Annotated in this window: 21 protein-coding genes; 20 read left to right on the top strand and 1 reads right to left on the bottom strand. The window is 72.6% G+C overall.

The genetic code is table 11. The features are described 5' to 3' along the window. Positions 1-65: 65 nt before the first annotated feature. The 18 genes from CFP66_RS02555 (at position 66) to CFP66_RS02470 (ending at position 17,572) form a co-directional block, all read left to right on the top strand. Positions 66-1,664, top strand: coding sequence for an ABC transporter substrate-binding protein (locus CFP66_RS02555; RefSeq protein ID WP_094920101.1), 1,599 nt, complete (start codon positions 66-68; stop codon positions 1,662-1,664). After that, entirely contained in the window at positions 1,661-2,662 is a 1,002-nt protein-coding gene (locus CFP66_RS02550; protein WP_094921430.1) for an ABC transporter permease, read from the top strand. The genes CFP66_RS02555 and CFP66_RS02550 overlap by 4 nt, the downstream gene beginning before the upstream one ends. Next, the gene (locus CFP66_RS02545) at positions 2,649-3,515 is read left to right on the top strand and encodes an ABC transporter permease (RefSeq protein ID WP_094920100.1); all 867 of its coding nucleotides are present in this window, start codon (positions 2,649-2,651) and stop codon (positions 3,513-3,515) included. The genes CFP66_RS02550 and CFP66_RS02545 overlap by 14 nt, the downstream gene beginning before the upstream one ends. Beyond that, a complete protein-coding gene (locus CFP66_RS02540; RefSeq protein WP_094920099.1) occupies positions 3,512-4,531 on the top strand; it encodes an ABC transporter ATP-binding protein in 1,020 nt (339 codons plus the stop codon). Before CFP66_RS02545 ends, CFP66_RS02540 begins: the two co-directional genes overlap by 4 nt. Before the next feature lie 127 nt (positions 4,532-4,658). After that, positions 4,659-5,672, top strand: coding sequence for an ABC transporter ATP-binding protein (locus CFP66_RS02535; RefSeq protein WP_094920098.1), 1,014 nt, complete (start codon positions 4,659-4,661; stop codon positions 5,670-5,672). Position 5,673: 1 nt separating this feature from the next. Beyond that, positions 5,674-5,949, top strand: a complete 276-nt coding sequence (locus tag CFP66_RS02530; protein ID WP_094920097.1) for a muconolactone Delta-isomerase family protein — start codon at positions 5,674-5,676, stop codon at positions 5,947-5,949. A 180-nt stretch (positions 5,950-6,129) separates the two neighbouring features. Then, positions 6,130-7,209 (top strand): ABC transporter substrate-binding protein, encoded by a 1,080-nt coding sequence (locus tag CFP66_RS02525; protein WP_094920096.1) that lies wholly within the window; start codon positions 6,130-6,132, stop codon positions 7,207-7,209. Then, positions 7,206-8,039 (top strand): ABC transporter ATP-binding protein, encoded by an 834-nt coding sequence (locus tag CFP66_RS02520; RefSeq protein ID WP_094920095.1) that lies wholly within the window; start codon positions 7,206-7,208, stop codon positions 8,037-8,039. The genes CFP66_RS02525 and CFP66_RS02520 overlap by 4 nt, the downstream gene beginning before the upstream one ends. Continuing rightward, complete coding sequence (locus CFP66_RS02515; protein WP_094920094.1) at positions 8,039-8,830, top strand: ABC transporter permease; 792 nt, start codon at positions 8,039-8,041, stop codon at positions 8,828-8,830. The genes CFP66_RS02520 and CFP66_RS02515 overlap by 1 nt, the downstream gene beginning before the upstream one ends. 24 nt (positions 8,831-8,854) lie before the next feature. Next, positions 8,855-9,403 (top strand): UGSC family (seleno)protein, encoded by a 549-nt coding sequence (locus CFP66_RS02510; RefSeq protein WP_094920093.1) that lies wholly within the window; start codon positions 8,855-8,857, stop codon positions 9,401-9,403. Then, positions 9,400-10,506 carry a hypothetical protein gene (locus tag CFP66_RS02505; RefSeq protein ID WP_233159093.1) on the top strand — a complete coding sequence of 369 codons (1,107 nt, stop codon included), beginning with the start codon at positions 9,400-9,402 and terminating at the stop codon, positions 10,504-10,506. Before CFP66_RS02510 ends, CFP66_RS02505 begins: the two co-directional genes overlap by 4 nt. Next, positions 10,503-10,736, top strand: a complete 234-nt coding sequence (locus tag CFP66_RS02500) for a hypothetical protein (protein ID WP_233159091.1) — start codon at positions 10,503-10,505, stop codon at positions 10,734-10,736. The genes CFP66_RS02505 and CFP66_RS02500 overlap by 4 nt, the downstream gene beginning before the upstream one ends. 84 nt (positions 10,737-10,820) lie before the next feature. Beyond that, on the top strand, positions 10,821-11,831 hold the full coding sequence (locus CFP66_RS02495; RefSeq protein WP_094921425.1) for an ABC transporter ATP-binding protein: 1,011 nt from the start codon (positions 10,821-10,823) through the stop codon (positions 11,829-11,831). Next, complete coding sequence (locus CFP66_RS02490) at positions 11,821-12,792, top strand: ABC transporter ATP-binding protein (RefSeq protein ID WP_094920092.1); 972 nt, start codon at positions 11,821-11,823, stop codon at positions 12,790-12,792. Before CFP66_RS02495 ends, CFP66_RS02490 begins: the two co-directional genes overlap by 11 nt. Beyond that, complete coding sequence (locus CFP66_RS02485) at positions 12,789-13,748, top strand: ABC transporter permease (RefSeq protein WP_094920091.1); 960 nt, start codon at positions 12,789-12,791, stop codon at positions 13,746-13,748. The genes CFP66_RS02490 and CFP66_RS02485 overlap by 4 nt, the downstream gene beginning before the upstream one ends. Before the next feature lie 13 nt (positions 13,749-13,761). Further along, positions 13,762-14,856 (top strand): ABC transporter permease, encoded by a 1,095-nt coding sequence (locus CFP66_RS02480; protein WP_233159089.1) that lies wholly within the window; start codon positions 13,762-13,764, stop codon positions 14,854-14,856. 197 nt (positions 14,857-15,053) lie between these two features. Continuing rightward, positions 15,054-15,986, top strand: coding sequence for an SDR family NAD(P)-dependent oxidoreductase (locus CFP66_RS02475; RefSeq protein WP_094920090.1), 933 nt, complete (start codon positions 15,054-15,056; stop codon positions 15,984-15,986). After that, entirely contained in the window at positions 15,983-17,572 is a 1,590-nt protein-coding gene (locus tag CFP66_RS02470) for an ABC transporter substrate-binding protein (RefSeq protein WP_094920089.1), read from the top strand. Before CFP66_RS02475 ends, CFP66_RS02470 begins: the two co-directional genes overlap by 4 nt. Before the next feature lie 55 nt (positions 17,573-17,627). Here the strand turns inward: CFP66_RS02470 and CFP66_RS02465 are convergent, their stop codons facing one another. Next, complete coding sequence (locus CFP66_RS02465) at positions 17,628-18,230, bottom strand: superoxide dismutase (protein WP_094920088.1); 603 nt, start codon at positions 18,228-18,230, stop codon at positions 17,628-17,630. A gap of 115 nt (positions 18,231-18,345) precedes the next feature. On the opposite strand from CFP66_RS02465, the gene CFP66_RS02460 reads away from it, so the two are divergent. Continuing rightward, a complete protein-coding gene (locus CFP66_RS02460) occupies positions 18,346-19,938 on the top strand; it encodes an ABC transporter substrate-binding protein (RefSeq protein WP_233159088.1) in 1,593 nt (530 codons plus the stop codon). After that, positions 19,935-20,909 (top strand): ABC transporter permease, encoded by a 975-nt coding sequence (locus tag CFP66_RS02455; RefSeq protein WP_094920087.1) that lies wholly within the window; start codon positions 19,935-19,937, stop codon positions 20,907-20,909. Before CFP66_RS02460 ends, CFP66_RS02455 begins: the two co-directional genes overlap by 4 nt. Positions 20,910-20,966: the final 57 nt, after the last annotated feature.

The following is a 20,966-nucleotide window of genomic DNA, read 5'->3' as shown; positions in this document are numbered from 1 at the left end:
GCCCTGGCGCATCCCGACCGACGCAGGAGATCGCTACCGAAACGGGAGTCCGTGTGAGACGACGCATGCACGAGGTGTCCCTGCTCCTGGCCGCGCTCCTGGTGCTCGCGGCGTGCGGGGGCGGCGGGGGCGGGGCGGGCGACGTCACCGCCGCGCCGGCGGGTCCGCCGCAGCGGGGCGGGGAGATCACCGTCCTCGAGGACACCGCCTTCGCGGGCAGCTGGCCGACGGGTCTCGACCCGGCCACGAACACCACCGGCGGCGCCAACATCTCGCAGATGAGCGCGATCTACGGCGGCCTGTTCCAGCTGCAGGCGAACGACGACGGCAGCGACGCCGAGGTCGTGCCCCACCAGGCCGAGGGCTACGAGCTGCTCGACGACGGCCGCACCGTGCGGATCACGCTCCGCGAGGGGCTGCGGTTCACCGACGGCACGGCCTTCGACGCCGAGGCGGTCGCGTTCAACTTCCGCCGCGCGATCGACTCACCGTGCACCTGCTCCCCGACGTGGCCGCTCGCCGAGAACGGCATCACCACCGACGGGCCGCGCACCGTCGTGCTGCGGTTCACGCGGCCGTTCGCGGCGGTGATCAACGCCTTCCCCGTCACGAACGTCAACTGGATCGCCTCGCCGACCGCGCTGGAACAGCTGGGCGAGGAGCAGTTCGCGATCACGCCGGTGGCGGCGGGCCCGTTCACGGTGGTCTCCAACCAGCTCAGCTCCGAGCTCGTGCTCGAGCGCAACCCGGAGTACTTCGCGGAGGGCCTGCCCTACCTCGACCGCCTGACCTTCCAGTCGATCGGTGGCGACCAGCCCGCCTACCAGGCACTGCTCGCCGGGCAGGCACAGGCCTACGAGGGCCTCAACACGACCCCGCTGCTGGAGCAGGCGCAGGAGGGCGGCCGGATCAACGTCACCGTGCAGCCTGCGACGTCGCCCTACGTGGTGCAGCTCAACACACTGGCCCCGCCGTTCGACGACCCCCGGGCCCGGGAGGCGATCTACCACGCCACCGACTTCCAGGCGATCTCGCAGGGCCTGTTCCGGGGGCTGTACCCGGTGAGCCAGATGTTCACCGGGCCCGGCGGGCTGTTCCACCACGAGACCGTCGAGGGCTACCCGGCGCACGACCCCGAGCGCGCGCGGCAGCTGGTGACCGAGCTCGGCGGGCTCACCGTGAACCTCGGCACGCTCGGCAACTACGTGGCCGAGCAGGTCATGACCGCGCTGCAGACCCAGTGGCAGGAAGCCGGGATCACCGTCCACATCGAGTCGTTCGAGCTGTCGACGCTGGTGCAGGAGTTCAACTCCGGCCAGTGGCAGTCGATGCTGCAGACCGCGGGCGCCTGGGATCCGGCCGCCGGGGTCGGGGTGGCCTTCCGCTTCCGCTCGGACTCCCCGTTCACGGGCGTGCAGGACCCGGAGCTCGACAGCCTGCTCGACACGGCGGCCGCCAGCCTCGACCCGGCGGAGCGGGACCGGCTCTACGCCGAGGCCGGCCGGCACATCGCGGAGAACGCGTACGCACCGTTCGGCCTCGCGTTCGCCCCGGCGAACCTCGCGACGGAGGGGGTGTACGGGCCGGGGCTGACCACGAAGGTCCCGCCGATCGTCGTCAACAGCCCGATCCGGTGGGACGAGGTGTGGAGGGTGCCGGAGTGAGCAGCGTGGCCCCGGCGCGCGTCGCCGGCTGGACGGCCTCGCCGAGCGTGCGCCTGGTCGGCAAGCGGCTGCTGATGGCCGTCCCGATCCTGCTGGGCGTCAGCATCCTGACCTTCTGGGTGCTGTCGTTGATCCCCGGCAACGCCGCGCAGCAGCTGCTCGGCGTGGAGGCGAGCCCCGAGCAGGTCGCGGCGCTGTCGGCGGAGATGGGCCTCGACCGTCCGGCGGTCGTGCGCTACCTGGACTGGTTGGGCGCGGCCGTCACCGGTGACCTCGGTACGTCGCTGGTGAGCGGCCAGCCGGTGACCGGTCTCATCGCCGAGCGCATGGCCGTGACCGGTGAGCTGGTGGGGCTGGCGTTCCTCGCTTCGCTGGGCCTGGCCGTCCCGGTCGCGCTGCTGGCCGCCCACCGGCCGAACCGGATGTTCGACCGCGTGAGCATGCTGATCAGCATCACCGGGCTGTCGGTGGCGAACTACGTGCTCGCGCTGCTGCTGGTGCTGGTGTTCGCGGTGCAGCTGACGATGTTCCCGGCCATCGGCTTCGTCCCGCTGTCGGAGAGCGTGGCGGAGAACCTGCACGGGATGGTGCTGCCGGCCACGGCGATCGCGTTCCCGCTGTTCTGCTTCTACACCCGGTTCCTGCGCGGCGACCTGGTCGACCAGCTGCAGGGCGAGGACTACATCACCACGGCGCGGGCGAAGGGCATCGGCCCGTGGCAGGTGCTGCTGCGCCACGCGTTCCGCAACTCGTCGTTCGGGCTGATCACCGTGGTCGGGCTGAACCTGGGCACGTTGCTGGGCGGCACGGTCATCGTCGAGCAGATCTTCGCCCTGCCCGGGATGGGGCAGCTGATGCTGCAGGCGATCAACACCCGGGACTCCACCACCGTTCAGGCGTGCGTCGTGGTGTTCGCCGTCGTGGCCGTGCTGGCCAACCTGCTCGCCGACCTGCTCTACGCCGTTCTCGACCCGAGGATCCGCTATGGCAGTCGTTGACGCGCCCGCGCTCGTGGAGTTCGAGGCGTCGCCTCGTGCCGGCGGATGGCTGCGCCGGCTGGAGCTCGCGGTGCCCGCCGCGGTGCTCGTGCTGGTCGCCGCGGCCTGCTTCGCCGGTCCGCTGGTGCTGCCCGTGCCGCCGCCGATCGGTGGGAGCGTGCTCGAGTCCTACCTGGACGCGTTCTCGCCCGGCCACCTGCTGGGCACCGATCCCAACGGCAACGACATCCTCTCCCGGATCCTGCACGGCGGCCGGTCGTCGCTGATCGTGGCGGTGTCGGTGAACCTGCTCGGGCTCGTCGCGGGCGGCACGCTCGGCGCCCTGTCCGGGTACCTGGGCGGCGCCGTCGACACGGTGATCATGCGGGTGCTCGACGTGCTCATCGCGTTCCCGTCGCTGGTGCTCACGCTCGCCGTGGCGCAGAGCCTGGGCGCCAGCCAGACCAACACCATCCTCGCGCTGGCGTTCTTCTCGATCCCGGCGTTCGCACGGATCTCCCGCGCCGCGACGCTGCGGCTGCGCGAGCAGCCGTTCATGGCGGCGGCACAGCTGTGCGGGACACCGGGGTGGCGGGTGCTGCTGCGCCACGTCGGCCCGAACATCGCCCCGCAGCTGATCACCTTCGGGATGCTGGGCATGGGCATCGTGATGGTGATCGAGGGCGCACTGTCCTTCCTCGGACTCGGCATCCCGCCACCGGCGCCGAGCTGGGGGAACATGATCGCCCAGGGGCAGCAGAGCCTGTCGGCCACGCCGATGCTCGTGGTCTGGCCGTGCGCGGCCCTGTTCGTCACGGTGCTGGCGTTCAACCTGCTCGGCGAGACCCTGCGCGCGCGGTGGAGCGGCCGATGACCACGGGACGCGTCGACGTGCACGCCGACCGCGCGGAGCGGGCGGCGGTGGGCCCACCCCTGCTGGAGGTGACCGACCTGCGGGTCCGGTTCGCCCGCGCCGGTCGTGCGGTGCACGCGGTGAACGGGTTGTCCTACCGGGTCGAGCCCGGCCGGATGCTCGCCGTGATCGGCGAGTCGGGGTCGGGCAAGAGCGTCAGCTCGCGGGCGCTGATGGGGCTGCTCCCGCCGACGGCGAGGGTGAGCGGCTCGGCCCTGTTCGACGGCGCCGAGCTGGTGGGCCTGCCGGAACGGGAGATGCGGCGGCGGCGCGGGGCCGACATCGCGATGGTGTTCCAGGACCCCACGCGCTCGCTCAACCCCACGATGCGGATCGGCGTGCAGATCACCGAGGCCGTGCGCGCCCACGCGCGGATCGGCAGGGCCGCCGCGAAGGCGCGCGCGGTCGAACTGCTGGCGTTGGTTCGCCTGCCCGCCCCCGAGCGGCGGTTCTTCGAGTACCCGCACCAGCTCTCCGGCGGGATGCGGCAGCGCGTGATGATCGCGATCGCGCTCGCCGGTGAGCCGCGTCTGCTCATCGCGGACGAGGCCACCACCGCGCTGGACGTCACCACGCAGGCCCAGATCATGGAGCTGCTCGTCGAGCTGCAGGAACGCCTCGGCACCGCCGTGATCCTGATCAGCCACGACCTCGGGCTCGCCGCGAGCTACGCCGACGACATCGTGGTGATGTACGGCGGCCGGGCGGTGGAGTACGCGCCCGCGGCCACCCTGTTCGGCGCGGTGCGGATGCCCTACACGCGCGCGCTGCTGGGTGCGATCCCGCTGCTGGAGCGGGAGTCGCACGCGCTGCTGCCGGTGATCGCCGGCCAGCCCCCCGACCCGGCGGCACTGCCCGCCGGCTGCCCGTTCCGCCCGCGCTGCGCCTCGGCCGACGACCGGTGCTCGACGGCGCCGCCGTTCGCCGAGCACGAGCCCGGGCACTGGTGGGCCTGCTGGCACCCGGAGGAGAAATGAGCAGCGAACCGACCAGCGCCGGCGAACCCCGACCCTCACGCACCGACATCAGCGCTCGCGCACCGACTGCAGTCGGTGTGGCGGCACCGAAATCGGTGTGTGGCCCGGGGTGGAGCGGGGGTGGGGGATGACCGGCGGGACTCCGCTGCTGCGCGCACGCCATGTGGTGCAGCAGTTCACCGTGCGCGGCGCGGGCGGGTTGAAGGGCGGCGTCGTGCACGCCGTGTCGGACGTGTCCTTCGACGTCCACGGCGGCGAGACGCTCGGGGTGGTGGGCGAGACCGGGTCGGGGAAGTCGACGCTGGCGCGCTCCCTGATCCAGGCGCCGCGGCCGAAGTCCGGCGAGGTGCTGTTCCAGGGCACCGACCTCGTGGGGCTGCGCCGGCGACCGCTCGTGGAGGCCCGCCGGCACCTGCAGATGGTCTACCAGGACCCGTTCGGATCGCTGAACCCGCGCTGGCGGGTGGCGGAGCTGGTCGAGGAGCCGTTGCTCGGCTACGGGGTGAAGGGCGGCGAGCAGCGTCGCAAGCGGGTGCACGAGCTGCTCGACCTCGTGGGCCTCGACCCGTCGGTGTTCGGCAGGCGGCGGCCGCACGAGCTGTCGGGCGGGCAGTGCCAGCGGGTGGCGATCGCCCGGGCCATCGCGCTCGAGCCGGCCCTGGTGATCTGCGACGAGGCCGTGTCCTCGCTGGACGTGCTGATCCAGGCGCAGGTGCTCAACCTGTTCGAGCAGCTGCGCGCGGAGCTGGGGCTGTCGTACGTGTTCATCGCGCACGACCTCGCCCTGGTCAAGGAGGTCAGCGACCGGGTCGCCGTGATGCACCTGGGGCAGCTCGCCGAGATCGGGCCTGCGGAGGCGCTGTACCGGCGGCCGCTGCACCCGTACACGGCGGCGCTGCTCGAGTCGATCCCCGGCCTGGACCCGGCCACCGGCCGGGCGCGCCGACCGGTCCCGCTGCGCGGCGAACCGCCGTCACCGCTGGACCCACCCAGCGGGTGCCGCTTCCGCACGCGCTGCCCGCGCGCGCAGCAGCGGTGCGCGCAGGAGGAACCGGTGCTGGTCGAGCGCGCCTCCGGGCACAGCGCGGCCTGCCACTTCCCGCTGGACGCGCCTGTGCCGGCACCGACGAGAGGAGTCTGACATGGAGTTCCTGGTCCGCGCCGAGAACCGGATGCCGCCGGACCACCCGGTCGAGCACCGCGGCGAGCTGCGGCGCACCGAACGCGCCCGCGCCGAGGAGCTGCGCGCGGCGGGCGTGCTGCAGCGGCTGTGGCGGGTCCCCGGGCGCACCGGGTGGATCGGCCTGTTCGCCGCGCAGGACGCGACGGCGCTGCACGACGCGCTCGCCTCGCTACCGATGTGGCCGTGGCTGGACCTGGTGGTCGAACCGCTGGCCACCCACCCCCAGGAGCGGTGAGCGGGGCCGTGGAGCGCGACATCTGACGCGGCCCGGCCCGCCGCCACGGCCGCGCCGGCCCCGACATCCGCACGTCGAACAGGGGGCCGACCCGCTCCTAGCGTGCAAGACGGCCGCGAACCACACCACGACCGCACTGCCGCTCCTCCGGACGACGCCGATCAGAGAAGTGGAACAGCGATGCGCCAGCCCGACGCCACCCACCACCCCTACCGCCGGCTGCCCCGTTCCGGGCGCAGGAGACGAGGCGCCGCCGTGCTCGTCGCCGGGGTCGCCCTGCTCCTCGCGGGGTGCGCAGGCACCGGCCCGGCCGGCGCCGACGGTGCCACCACGCCGGTCACGTTCCTCAACGTCATCCCGATCGAGAGCCTGACCTACACCCCCGAGATCATCGCCGAGGCGGGCGGCCACTTCGCCGCGGAGGGCCTCGACGTCGAGTTCCAGGTGACCCGCGGCAGCGCCCAGGCGATCCAGACCGTGATCGCGGGCGGCGCGCAGCTGACCCGGGTCGGGGACACGGAGATGATGGTCGCGGCCGGGGAGCGGGGCGCCCCGGTCACCGCGATCGCGCAGCCGTCCCAGCAGTCGACGTTGCGCGTCCTCTCGGGCGGCGACGACCCGGTCGCCACGCCGCAGGACATGCGGGGCCGCGTGATCGGCATCCCGTCGGAGGGCGGCACCAGCGAGACGCTGGTGGACACGCTCGCCACCTCGGCGGGACTCACCGAAGCCGACATGTCCAAGCAGGTGGTCGGGCTGACCCCGGCCGTGTTCGACCTGGTGAAGCAGGGCCGGATCGACGCCTACCTCGTCGCGATGGACGCCGCGGTGGTCGTGCAGCAGCAGGAGCCGGACGCGGTGGTGCTGGACCCGGCGCAGTTCGTCGCCGGCGGCACCCAGGTCTACATGGCCTCCCGCGAGGCGCTCGCCGACCCCGCGCAACGCGACGTCCTGCAGCGCTACCTGCGCGCCATCCGGGCGTCCATGGAGCAGGTGATCGCCGACGAGTCCCTCGACGCGACGCTGGAGATGATCGGCTCGGAGTACGACATCCCGATCCTGCGCGAGCCCGAGCTGGCGAAGGAGACGCTGCGCACCTACATCGCCAGCTGGCAGGCGAACGGCGGTCCGTTGCTGGAGACGCCCCAGGACAAGTGGGCGAGCATCTACGACGAGTCCGTCGCCGTGAACCTGGTGCCCGGCGGGCTGGATGCGAGCGCGTGGTTCACCAACGAGCTGCTGCCCGGGGCGCAGTCATGACCCGAGGGACGGCCGGGGTGGACGTGCCCGACGTGGACGAGGGCGCCGCGGAGCTGGAGCTGCGCGGGGTCGACAAGATCTACCGCGGTCGCAGCGGCGCCCAGACCCAGGCGTTGCAGGACATCTCGCTCTCGGTGCGGCCGGGCGAGTTCATCTCGCTGGTCGGGCGTTCGGGCTGCGGCAAGACCACGCTCCTGCGGATCCTCGCCGGCCTGGTGAGTCCCAGCAGCGGCGAGGTGCTCACCGGCGGCCGGGCACTCTGGCAGGGCGGGCGCCGGGATCTGGCGGCGTCGGCGCGGTTCGGGCTGGTGTTCCAGGACGCGAACCTGTTCCCGTGGTTCTCCGTCGAGGACAACATCGCGCTCCCGCTCAAGCTGCGCGGTGTGGCCAAGCGCGCGCGCCGGGCCCGGGCCGCGGACCTGTGCGAGCTGGTGGGCCTCACCGGGTTCGAGAAGTCGCTGCCGCGGGAGCTGTCGGGCGGGATGCGGCAACGGGCCGCGATCGCCCGCGCGCTGAGCTACGACCCGTCGATCCTGCTGATGGACGAGCCGTTCGGCGCGCTGGACGCCCTCACCCGCGACCGGATGAACCTGGAGCTGCAGAAGATCTCCGTGGTGACCGGGGCGACCGTCGTCTTCGTGACGCACTCGATCACCGAGGCGGTCTTCCTCGCCGACCGGGTGGTGCTGCTGTCACCGCGGCCGGGGCGCATCCGCTCGGTGACCCGCGTGGAGTTCGCCCGTCCGCGCTCGCTCGACGTGGAGAGCGAGCCCGGTTTCCAGGACGTGGTGCGGACGCTGCGCCACCAGCTCGACGAGGAGGGTGGCTGATGGACCAGAACCCCCGTATGGCCTGGCTGCCGTGGGTCAGCACGCCGGTGGTGCTCGCGCTGGTGATCGTGGTGTGGCAGCTCGCGGTCTCGGTGTTCGGCGTCTCGCCGTTCATCCTGCCCACGCCGGGCGACGTGGCCGAGGCGGTCGGCCGGTTGCTCTCCGACTCCACGACGTGGAGCCACATCGGGATCACGCTCACGGAGGTGACGATCGGGTTCGTCGTCGCGCTGGTCAGCGGGGTCGTCGTCGGGGTGGTGCTGGGGCGCGCGGAGTGGCTCGAGCGCGCGCTGCGCCCGGTGCTCGTGGCGATCCAGGTCGTGCCGAAGGTCGCCTTCATCCCGCTGTTCGTGATCTGGTTCGGCTTCGGCGTCACATCGAAGATCATCATGGCCGCCACGCTGGCCTTCTTCCCGATCATGCTCAACGTGATGCTTGGGGTGCGCTCGGTCGACCGCGGCCACCGCGACGTCATGCTCGGCCTCGGGGCGAAGCGCTGGCCCACCTTCCGCGACCTGGAGCTGCCCAGCACGCTGCCCTACGTCTTCGCGGGGATGGAGGTCGCCGTGGTCTTCGCGGTGATCGGCGCCATCGTCGGGGAGTACCTCGGCGGTAGCGAGGGGCTGGGTTACCTCGTCGTCGTGAGCCTCAACGCGCTGGACGCGCCGCAGCTGTTCGCGGTGATCCTGCTGCTCGCCGTCCTCGGGTGCCTGCTGTACGTGGTCGTGAACGGGGCGAAGCGGTTCGTCATCCCGTGGCACGAGTCCGTGCTCGGGCGCGAGACGGCCTGATCCCACACGAAGGGGGAGCCTCCGATGTACGAGGCGATGATCGATCCCACCGCCGGCACCGCCACCGCGGCGGGCGGCGGCCGGGCCGGGCGGCCCGACCGGCTCGACGGGCTGACCGTCGGGCTGCTGGCCAACACGAAGAAGAACGCCGAGCCGTTCCTCGACGCCGTCGGCGAGCTGCTCGCCGGCCGGCACGGCACCGCGGGTGTGGTGCGGCGCAAGAAGCTGAGCATCACCGACCCGGTCCCGGCCGAGACGCTCGCCGAGCTGGCCGAGGGTTGCGACGTGGTCGTGATCGGCGTGGGCGACTGCGGCTCGTGCAGCGCCTCGGCCGTGGCCGACGGCATCGCGTTCGAGGCCGCGGGCATCCCGGCCGCCGTCATCTGCAGCGACGCGTTCCGGGTGAGCGCCGACGCGATGGCGCGCGTGGCGGGCAACGCCGGCTACCGCTACGCGTGCACGCCGCACCCGGTCGCTCCGCTGGACGCCGACGGGGTGCGGGAGCGGGCCCGCCAGGTACTGCCCGAGCTCGTCGCGCTGCTGACCGCGCCGCAACCGGCGGTGGCGCGGTGACGGCGAGCCCCGCCCTCGCCGGCGACGCGGAGGGCGCCGCCGACGACGCCGCGCGGCTGGTCTACGCCCGCGGTGCCATCGAGCACGCCTACGCGCAGGGCTGGACCGACGGGCTGCCCGTCGTCCCGGTGACGGCGGGCGTGCTGGAGGGGTTCCTCGCGGCGACCCCCCAGCACCGCGACGAGGTGGTGGCCACCGCGACGCACCTCGGGCGGGCGTGCACCGTGGAGCAGGCCGCGGTGAACGCCGCCATGGCCGGCTGCCTGCCGGAGCACCTGCCGGTGGTGCTGGCCGCGTGGGACGCGCTGATGCGCCAGCGGGTGGTCACCGGCGGCGGGTGGCAGAGCACGAGCGGTCCCGCCCCGCTGATCGTGGTGAACGGGCCGGTCCGCGCCGACCTGGGCATCAACTCGGCGGGCGGCGTGCTGGGGCCCGGTTTCCGCGCCAACGCGACGATCGCCCGCGCCGTCGGCCTCGTGGTGCGCAACGTGCTCGGCATCCGGCCGCAGGAGTTGGAGCAGTCGACCCAGGGTCTGCCCGGCCGGTTCTCGCTGTGCATCGGCGAGAACGAGGAGGAGAGCCCGTGGGAGCCGCTGTCGGTGGAGCTCGGGCGGGCGCCCGGCACCGACGCGGTGTCGGCGATGCTGCTGCGCACCTGCGAGTTCGTCGACAACCGGCACACCTCCGACGCGGAGGAGCTGCTGTGGGACTTCGCCGACACGATCGCCCGCACGGGCGCCGCCATCGGGCGGCACTCCTCGGCAGGCCTGGTGCTCGGCGTCGAGCACGCCCAGCTGCTGGCGGGCGCCGGGTTCGGCAAGGCCGACGTGCAGCGCTGGCTCTCCGAGCACGCGGTGCGCAGCCACGCCGAGCTCGAGCGGGCCGGCAAGGGCCTGCACGGCGAGCAGGGGCCGGGCATCGACGAGAACGGGCTGCACATGGTGCCCGACCCGGCGCAGATCCCGATCGTCGTCGCGGGGGCGCGCAACGCGGCCATGTCGATGGTGGTGCGCCCCTTCGGCTTCGGCGGCTGGTCGCGCACGTCGCACCCGGTTCACCGCCACCACCGGGAAGAACGCCACCGAAGGGGAGGAGCCACGTGACCATCGACGAGACCGCGCTGGACGGCCTGCGCAGCACGCTCGCGGCCGACGACTACGCGCTCGCCGTGACCGAGTCCGGCGCCGGCGTCGAGGTGCGGATCACCGCCGGGGCGGACGCCTGCGCGGAGTGCCTGGTGCCCAAGCCGATCATGCGCTCGATGCTGGGACCTGCGCTCGGGGTGCCCGAGGAGGCCATCGCCCTGCTCTACCCCTCCGACACCGGGCCGTGAGTGGATACGAGTGCCCCGGCACTCGAATCCACTCACGGCCGGCTCTGCCGCCCGCCCGTCACCGCTGACGAAGGAGTGCCGACGGTGCCGTCACCACCACTGCTCGAGGTGCGCGACCTGCACGTCCAGTTCCCGACGCCCACGGGTGTGATCGAGGCCGTGGCCGGCGTGTCGTTCACCGTGGCCGCGGGCGAGACCGTCGCCGTGGTCGGGGAGTCCGGCTCCGGCAAGAGCGTGTCGTCGCTCGCGGTGCTCGGCCTGCTCGGCGGCGGCCGCGTCACCGCGGGCTCGATCCGGTTCGCGGGTGGGGAGCTGGTGGGCGCCGACGCGGAGCGGCTGCGCCGTCTGCGCGGCGCCGAGATCGCCATGGTGTTCCAGAACCCGATGAGCTCCCTCGACCCGCTGTTCACCGTCGGCGACCAGGTGGCGGAGGCGCTGCGCGCGCACCGCCCGCTCACCCGCAAGGACGCGCAGCGGCGTGTGGTGGAGCTGCTGCGCGAGGTCGGGCTCCCCGACCCGCAGCGGCGGGCCCGCTCGTACCCGCACGAGCTGTCCGGCGGGCAGCAGCAGCGCGTCATGGTGGCGATCGGCCTGGCCTGCGAGCCGGCGCTGCTGATCGCCGACGAGCCCACGACGGCGCTCGACGTCACCGTCGAGGCGCAGATCCTGGCGTTGCTGCGCCGGATGCAGCGCGAGCACGGCACGGCGCTGCTGTTCATCACCCACGACATGGGGGTCGTCGCCGAGATGGCCGACCACGTCCTGGTGATGTACGCGGGCCGGGTGGTGGAGCAGGGACCGGTGGCCGAGGTGCTGAGCGCGCCGCGCAACCCCTACACCCGGGCGTTGATCGATTCGATCCCCACGCCGACCACCCCGCGCGACGCGCCGATGCCGGCCATCGCGGGCACCGTGCCGCACCCGTCGGAGATGCCCGGTGGGTGCCGCTTCCACCCGCGCTGCCCGTCGGCGCTCGACCGGTGCGCCACGGGCGAACCGCAGCTCTACGACCTCGGGCCGGGGCGGGCGAGCCGCTGCTGGCTGCACGAGGTGGACGCGCCCGTGAACGAGGAGGAGGTGTCCGGTGTCGGGTGATCCACCGCCGCTGTTCGAGGCGCGCGACCTCGTGAAGCACTTCCGGATCCGGCGCAGCGTCGTGCAGGCGGTCAACGGCGTCTCGCTGGCGATCCCGCGAGGCCGCACGCTGGGACTGGTGGGCGAGTCCGGCTCCGGCAAGTCCACCGTGGCCCGGCTCGCGTTGCGGCTGCTCGAGCCGACGTCGGGTGAGCTGCGGTTCGACGGCACGGACCTGCGGCGCGCCTCGCGCACCGAGATGCGGGCCTTGCGCCGGCGGATGCAGATCGTGTTCCAGGACCCGTTCGGCTCGCTGAACCCGCGGATGCGGGTGCTCGACGCGGTGGGTGAGCCGCTCGCGGTGCACCGGTTGGCGCGCGGCCGGGCCCGGGTGGACCGCGTCGTCGAGCTGCTGGAGCGGGTCGGGCTGAGCGCCCGCGACCTGCACAAGTACGCCCACCAGTTCTCGGGCGGGCAGGCGCAGCGGATCGGCATCGCCCGCGCGCTGGCCACCGACCCCGACCTCATCGTCTGCGACGAGGCGGTGTCCGCGCTCGACGTGTCGGTGCAGGCCCAGGTGCTGAACCTGCTCAAGAGGTTGCAGGCCGAGCTCGGGTTGTCCTACCTGTTCATCGCCCATGATCTGAACGTGGTGCGGTACATGTCCGACGAGGTCTGCGTGATGTACCTCGGTGAGATCGTCGAACGCGGTGACGGCGACGCGTTGTTCGCCGATCCGCGTCACCCGTACACGCAGATGCTGGTGGACGCGATCCCGGAGTTCGGACGACGTGAGCGCGCCGTGCCCGAGGGGGAGACGCCGAGCCCGAGCAACCCGCCGCCGGGGTGCCGGTTCCACACCCGCTGCCCGCAGGTGGCGCAGGACTGCCGCACCGAGGTACCGCTGGTGCACCGGATCGCGCCCGACCGCACCGCGGCCTGCCACCTCCACGACCCGCGCCGGGAGGTGACGCTCGCATGATCGGCTACACCCTGCGCAGGCTGGGCTACGGCTTCGTCGTGATGGTGCTGGTCACCGTCTTCGTCTTCGTGATCATGAGATTGGTGCCGGGCGACGCGGTGGCCCTGCAGCTGCAGGACACCGGCGTCACCGCGGAGGAGGCCGCCGCACTGCGCGCGGAGTTCGGGATCGACGACCCCGTGTGGGTGCAGCTCGGCTCGTGGCTGGCCAACGCCGTGCAGGGCGATCTCGGCACGTCGTTCTACAGCGGCGAGCCGGTGGCCGAGCTGTTCCTCTCCCGCGTGCCGATCACCGTGCAGCTCGGCCTGATCGCGATGGTCCTCGGCGCGCTGCTCGGGGTCGGGTTCGGCATCCTCGCCGCCGTCACCCGCGGCACCTGGGTCGACTCGGCCGTGCGCGTGTTCGCGGTGGCGTTCCTGTCGGTGCCCAACTTCGTGGTGGGGCTGCTGCTGCTCACACTGCTCGCGCTGTGGTTCGCCTGGTCGCCCCCGATCGTCTACGCCGGACCCGGCGAGGACCTCGTGAGCTGGATCCAGCAGATCGCCATCCCGGTCATCGCGCTCGGCACCGGTGGCATGGCCGGGATCGCGCGCATGACCCGCTCGTCGATGCTCGAGTCGCTGGGCTCGGACTACATCCGCACCGTGCACGCCAAGGGCGCGCGGCACCGCACCGTGATCTTCAAGCACGCGCTGCGCAACTCGACGATCGCCGTGCTCACCCTGCTCGGTCTGGAGCTGGCCACGATCCTGGGCGGCACGGTGATCCTCGAGCAGATGTTCTCGATCCCGGGCACGGGGCAGCTCATCTACCAGGCGGTCCTCGACCGCGACTACCCCGTCGTGGTGGCCTGCACGATCTTCTACGCCGGCCTCTTCGTCGTGACGATCATCGTGATCGACCTGCTCTACGCGCTGATCGACCCGCGGATCCGGACCGGGAGGGCCCTGTCGTGAGCCAGGAGACGTCGTGAGCCAGGAGACGATCGCGAAGGCGCCCGCGCCGCCGGTGCCGTCCGGCCGCCGGGACCTGCGGGGGGTGCTCGCCGCGCTGCGGGCCTTCATGCGGGCGCAGCCGCTGGGCGCGGTGGCGCTCGTGCTCATCACCGTGTTCGTGCTGGCGGCGCTGCTGGCTCCCTGGATCGCCCCGTACGACCCGCTGGAGCAGTTCCGCCGCAACATCCTCGAAGAGCCGTCCGCGCAGTTCCTGCTCGGCACCGACGACCTGGGCCGCGACGTGCTCAGCCGCACCATCCACGGGGCTCGCACCTCGCTGCTCATCGGGGTGGCCACCACCGGCATCAGCCTCGTGCTCGGCACCGCGCTCGGCGTGGTCTCCGGCTACTTCGGGCGCGCCGTCGACGTGGTGCTGCAGCGCGTCATGGACGCCGTGCAGGCGGTCCCGGGCATCGTCCTGCTGCTGTTCATCGCGGTGATCCTGGGCCCGTCGGTGCGCAACACGGTGATCGCGCTGACCGTGGTGATCACGCCGTCGTTCAACCGCATCGCCCGCGGCGAGACGCTGCGCATCCGCGAGGAGCGCTACGTCGAGGCCGCCCGGGCGACGGGCGCGGGCACCCCCCGGATCCTGGCCCTGCACGTGCTGCCCAACCTGCTCGCCTCGGTGTTGACGCTGGGCAGCCTGATCTTCGCCGGGGTGATCATCGCCGAGTCGGCGCTGTCCTTCCTGGGCATCGGCGCCCCGCCGCCCACCCCGTCGTGGGGCGCGATGCTGTCCGAGGGCGTGCGGTACGTCGAGCGCGCCCCGTGGATCATCATCGTGCCCGCCACGCTGCTGTCGATGGCGGTGTTCAGCTTCAACCTGCTCGGCGACGCGCTGCGCGACCACCTCGACCCGCGCCTGCAGCGCCCGGCCGTCGACCGCGCCGCCCGCCGCTGGTGGCGCCCCCGCGCGCCCACCCGACTGGCCCCGAGCCTCGCCCGTTCCACCGACGAGAACGACGCCGCGCAGGGAGCAAGGCCCCACAGCGGCCATCCCACACAGCGAGCGGGCCGGCGCCGTCCTGCGGGGGAGGAGCGCAGGGAGCGAGGAACGAGCGACTGAGCACCGGAGGAGCAGGGCGGCGCCTGGAGGGCCCGCGAGCCGCCGGAGCGGAGCGGAGGCCATCAGGCACTGAGCACCGGAGGAGCAGGGCGGTGCCTGGAGGGCCCGCGAGCCGCCGAGGCGGAGCCGAGGCCATCGAGCAGGGCCCGCGAGCCCGCCGGAGCGAAGCGGAGGCAATCAAACACAGAAGGAGCACTGTGGACATCTCGCTGGAGGGCAAGGTCGCCCTGGTCACCGGGGCGGGACCGAACATCGGCAGCGGTGTCGCGCTGGCGCTGGCGCGCTACGGCGCCGTCGTCGCCTGCAACGACATCGACCCGGCGGCGGCGAAGACGTCGGTGGAGCGGATCGAGCGCAACGGCGGCACCGCGATCGCCGTGCCTGGGGACGTCACCGACGAGGAGCAGGTCACCGGCTACCTCGACCGCATCGTCGCGGAGTTCGGGCACATCGACATCGTGGTCAACAACGCCGCGCTGCTGGGCGGCAAGGGCGTGCTCGACGAGAGCAGCGAGTTCTTCTCCCGTGCCGTCCACGTGGCCGCGATGGGCAACTTCCTGCACACCAAGCACGTCGGGCGGCACATGGCCGAGCGCGGGATCCGCGGCTCGATCGTCGCGATCTCGTCGTCCAACGGCTGGTCCGGCTCGGCCGGGGTGATCGCGTACGCGTTCCACAAGGGCGGGGTGAACAACTTCGTGCGGGCGGCGGCGATGGACCTGGCGCCCTACGGCATCCGCGTCAACAGCTTCACGCCTACCGCGCCGACGCCCGACAACCCGGAGCTGATCGCCGAACGTGGTGCGGGCGGCGTGCTGGAGCGGCCGCGGGCGCACGGCATCGGCGGCGCCACCGGTGACGAGGAGTGGCGCAGGCCGTCGCGCTGGGCGGGGGACCGCGCGCCGCTCGTCCCCATGGGCACCACGGGCACGCCGACCGACATCGGCCACTGCGTCGCGTGGATGTGCTCGGACTACGCGCGGCTGATCACCGGCTGCGACTTCGTGGTGGACGGCGGGGCGCGCGCGAAGAACTTCGCCTACGCCCCGGCCGCGGCGGGCGATCTCGCCGGGCCGCTCCCGCTCATCCCCCTCGACGTCACGGGCGAGCTCGACAAGGAGATGTCGTGAATCGACGTGCGCTGCTCGGCGCCGCGGTGGCCGCCCTGCTGGCGCTCTCCGCGTGCGGCGGGGGCGGCGGCGCCCGGGGACCGTCGGAGCCGGTGGGCGAACCCCGTCCGGGCGGCAGCCTCGTGCTGCACATGCCCTCGGAGATCAGTACGAACATCAACCCCTTGGACCAGACCGACCCGGCGGCCCAGGGCGTTGTCTCGGGCACCGTCTACAGCAAGCTCGTCGACTTCCGGACCGGACCCGACGTCACCACGCTCGAGGTCGTGCCCGACCTCGCCGAGTCGTGGGAGATCGCGCCGGACGGGCTGACCTACACCTTCCACCTGCGTGACGACGTGCGCTGGCAGGACGTCGCTCCGGTGAGCGGGCGCCCGTTCACCTCCGACGACGTGGTGGCCACCTTCGAGGCCGTCAAGCAGGTCCCGGCCCAGCACGCCTGGATGTTCGAACCGGTCAACGCGATCACGGCGCCGGACGAGCACACCGTGGTGTTCACCCTGGACCGGCCCTACAGCCCGTTGCTCGAGTACCTGGCCTACCACTTCAACGTGATCATGCCCCGCGAAGGCGTCGAGGGGCAGTTCGACCTCGCGACCCAGGCGATCGGCACGGGGCCGTTCATCCTCGAGAGCCACACCCCGGACGTCGAGTGGGTGCTGCGGCGCAACCCGGACTACTTCGTTCCGGACCGGCCCTACCTGGACGAGATCCGGATGCCGATCCTGAGCGACACCGCGGCCGTCACCGCGGCGCTGCGCAGCGGCCGGCTCGACGTCGGCACCACCAGCGATGCCGTGGTGGCGGAGGAGTTCTCCTCGCGCGGCGGCTTCACCGTCACCGAGACCCCCGGCGCCCCGATCAGCTTCTACCTCAACCCGACCGTGGAACCGCTCGACGACATCCGCGTGCGGAAGGCGGTGATGCAGGCCATCGACTGGGTCGGCATGGGCGAGAACATCCGCGGCGCCTTCGAGCTCACGTCCCTGCTGCGGCCCGACACCAGCCCTGCGGCCCTGACCCGTGACGAGGTGCTCGCCCTGCGCCCGTTCGACCCGGAGGCCGCCCGCAGGCTCCTGGCCGAGGCGGGCCTGCCGAACGGGTTCTCCACGTCGCTGCTCGTGCAGCGCGTCGACGACGAGGACGTGCGCGAGGCGCAGTGGATGCAGGCCGACCTCGCCGAGGTCGGGATCCAGGTCGAGATCGAGATCGTGGACCCGGCCACCGGCATCGACCGGCGCCGCAACCACGACTTCGCGATGACCAAGGCGCTGCGCGGGGTGCACCTGCCCGACCAGGTGTGGCGTGACTTCAACCCGGAGTCGATCGAGAACTACGCGCTGGTGAACGACCCGCAGCTGAACGAGATGGTCGAGCGCTCCCGCGCGGCGGTCGACGACGCGGCCCGCGCCGACATCTACCGGCAGATGCAGGAGCGCATGGAGACCGAGATCGTGCAGGCGCTGTACCCGATCCAGAAGTTCGACTACGCGATCGCGAACGAGCGCGTGCAGGACCTCTGGTCGAGCCCGATCTACCAGGGCAAGCGCCTGGCGGATGTCTGGCTGAGCGACGTGGAGCCCTAGAAAACCCCCGTGAGTGGATACGAGTGCTGGGGCACTCGTATCCACTCACGGCATGTCAGGCGGTGCGGGCCTTGTCGAAGCGCGCTGCGGCGTCGGCCCAGTTGACGACGTTCCACCAGGCCTTGACGTAGTCCGGCTTGACGTTGCGGTACTGCAGGTAGAAGGCGTGCTCCCACATGTCGAGCATGACCAGGGGGATCTGGCCCGCGGGGAGGTTGGCCTGCTGGTCGTAGAGCTGGTGGATCAGCAGCTGCTTGCCGAGGGTGTCCCAGCCGAGGATGGCCCAGCCGCTGCCCTGGATGGTGGTGGCGACGGCGGTGAAGTGGGCCTGGAAGGCGTCGAAGGAGCCGAAGTGCTCGTCGACGGCCGCGGCGAGCTCGCCCTGGGGCTTCCCGCCGCCGTCGGGGGAGAGGTTGTTCCAGAAGATCGAGTGGTTGACGTGGCCGCCGAGGTTGAAGGCGAGGGTCTTCTCCAGGCCGACGATGGCGGCGAAGTCGCCGGACTCGCGGGCGGCGGCGAGCTTGTCGAGGGTCTGGTTCGCGGCGGTGACGTAGGTCTGGTGGTGCTTGGAGTGGTGCAGCTGCATGATCTCGCCGGCGATGTGCGGGGCGAGGGCGCCGTAGTCGTAGGGCAGGTCGGGCAGCGTGTACTGGGCCATGGGCACTTCCTCGCAGTAGATCGTGGCAGTAGGTCGTGGCAGTAGATCGTGAACTGGTGCACCAGCGATCTTCACGCTCTTGCCAGTGACTCGCAACTGTGGCTACCGTCCGGCCGTGAACCGTCGCGCCCCGATCGTCATCGCCGCCGTCCTCCTCGCGGCTGTCGCCGGGTGCTCCGCGCCGACCGCCCCGGGGGGTGCGGCCGGCGCGAGCGGTGACCCCGCCACGATGGTGCTGGCCGACGGCTACGAGCCCGAGAGCCTGCACCCGTTGCTCGGCTACGGCGTCGAGGGCGCGTCCAAGATCTTCGACGGCCTCGTGGCGCACGACGCGAACCGGCAGCTGCAGCCCGCCCTGGCCGCGGCGCTGCCCGAGCAGGCCCCCGACGGGATGTCCTACACCGTGGCGCTGCGCGAGGGCGTCACGTTCCACGACGGGTCGGCGTTCGACGCCCAGGACGTGGTCGCCACCTACACGGCGCTGCTCGACCCGGCCTACGCGTCCACGGTCCGCTCCGACTACCGCACGCTGGCCGGCGTCGAGGCGCTGGACCCGCAGACGGTCAGGTTCCGGCTCACCCAGCCCGACTCCGCGTTCGCGCACCGGCTGACGCTGGGCATCGTCCCGGCCGAGGCGGTGGCGACGCCCGCGCCGCTCGCGGAGTCGGCGTTCGGGACGCAGCCGGTCGGCACCGGGCCCTACCGGCTGGCGGAGTGGCGGCGCGGCACCTCGATGCGGCTCGAGGCCAACGCGCAGTACTGGGGTGGCGCACCGGCCGTGCGCACGCTCGACCTCGTCTTCGCCGTCGACGACAACACCCGCGCCCAGCGTCTGCGGGCGGGGGAGTTCGACGGCACCGTGCTCCCGCCCGCGCTCGCCGAGACGTTCGCCGACTCGGAGTACGCCGTGCACCACCACCCCAGCGCCGACTATCGCACGATCACGCTGCCCAGCGGCCATCCCGTCACCGGCGACCCGGCGGTCCGGCTGGCGCTCAACCACGCCGTCGACCGCCAGGGCATGATCGACGCCTTCTTCGCTGGTCACGGCGCACCGGCGTCCACACCCATCCCCGAGGTGCTGTCCGAGTACGCCGAGCCGAGCGCGCAGTTCGCGTTCGACCGTGCCGAGGCCGAGCGGATCCTCGACGCGGCCGGCTGGGTCCGCGGCCCCGACGGCACGCGCGCCCGCGACGGCGTGCCCGCCCGGTTCACGCTGATGTACCCCGCCAACGACACGATCCGACGCGACTTCGCGCAGGCGTTCACCTCCGACGCCCGTGCGGTCGGCGTCGACGTCGCGCTCGAGGGGCTGGGCTGGGAGGCGATCGAGCCGCGGATGGGCGCCGACGCGGTGGTGCTCGGCGGCGGGTCCCCGTTCGACCCGGACCTCGTGAGCTACCCGCTGCTGCACAGCTCCTACGGCGGCGACGGGTTCAACAACCCGGCGTTCTACGCGAACCCGGCCGTCGACGCGGGCCTGGACGCGGCCCGGCGCGCCACCGACCAGGCGGCGCGCGTGGCCGCGGTCAAGGAGTGGCAGCGCGCCTACGCGGCCGCTCCGGGATTCGTCTTCCTGGCCTTCCTCGACCACTCCTACCTGGTGCGCGAGCGCTGGGACGGCTACCAGCAGGTCGTCGACCCGCACACGCACGGCACCACGTGGGGGCCGTGGTGGAACGTCGAGGACTGGACACCCCGCTCGTGAGCCGGGAGATCGGCTTGCTCGTCGCGCGCCGGCTGGCGTTCGCGGTGCCGGTGCTGGGGATCGTGGCGGTCGGGGTGTTCCTGCTCGCCGCGGCCTCGCCGTTCGACCCCGTCTACCAGTACTACGGCGTCGACATCTTCTCCGCATCCGACGCCGACATCGCCGCCACCCGCGAGCGCCTCGGCCTCGACGACGGCGTGTTCCAGCAGCTGGGGCGGTGGCTGTCCGGGATCCTGTCGGGGGACCTCGGGACGAGCCGGGCGTTCCGGCAGCCGGTGGCCCAGGTCGTCGCCGAGCGGCTGCCGTGGACGCTGCTGCTGGTGAGCACCGCGCTCGTCGTCGCGGTCGTGCTGGCCCTGGTGGCCGGCACCGCCGCCGCGTGGTGGCAGGGCGGGCTGTTCGACCGGGTGGTGACCGCGATCGGGCATGCGATGGAGGGCATCCCGCCCTTCGTGCTGGCGCTCGTCGCGATCGCCGTGTTCGCGCTGGGCCTCGGCTGGCTCCCGGTCGCGGGGATCACCGACGCCGGCGCGGCGTTCTCCGTCGAGCAGGTGGCCCGCCACCTGCTGCTGCCCGCGCTGGTGCTGGGCGTCTCGCAGACGCCGTGGCTGGTGCTGCACGTGCGGTCCTCGCTGCTCGGCGCGCTCGGGGAGGATCACGTGACGGGCGCGCGGGCACGAGGCCTGGGCGAGCGCACCGTGGTGCTGCGGCACGCGCTGCCCACGGCCCTGCTGCCGTTCGTCACGTTGCTGGGCACCCGGATCCCGGAGCTGGTGACGGGTGCGGTGCTGGTCGAGACGGTGTTCTCGTGGCCGGGCATCGCCGAGGCGGTGGTCACCGCGGCCCTGGCCGTCGACTTCCCGATGCTCGCGGCCGTCTCGGTGCTGGCCACGGCCGCGGTCCTCGCAGGCTCCCTGCTCGCCGACGTCGCCGTGGCCATCGCCGACCCGAGGGTGGTGGCCGATGGCTGACGCACGCACAGCGACACCCGTGCCCGCGCACCCCGACTCGCGGAAGGGGCGCAACCC

Source organism: Pseudonocardia sp. MH-G8 (assembly GCF_002262885.1).
Lineage (GTDB): Bacteria > Actinomycetota > Actinomycetes > Mycobacteriales > Pseudonocardiaceae > Pseudonocardia.
This window is presented reverse-complemented; position numbering and strand designations above follow the sequence as displayed.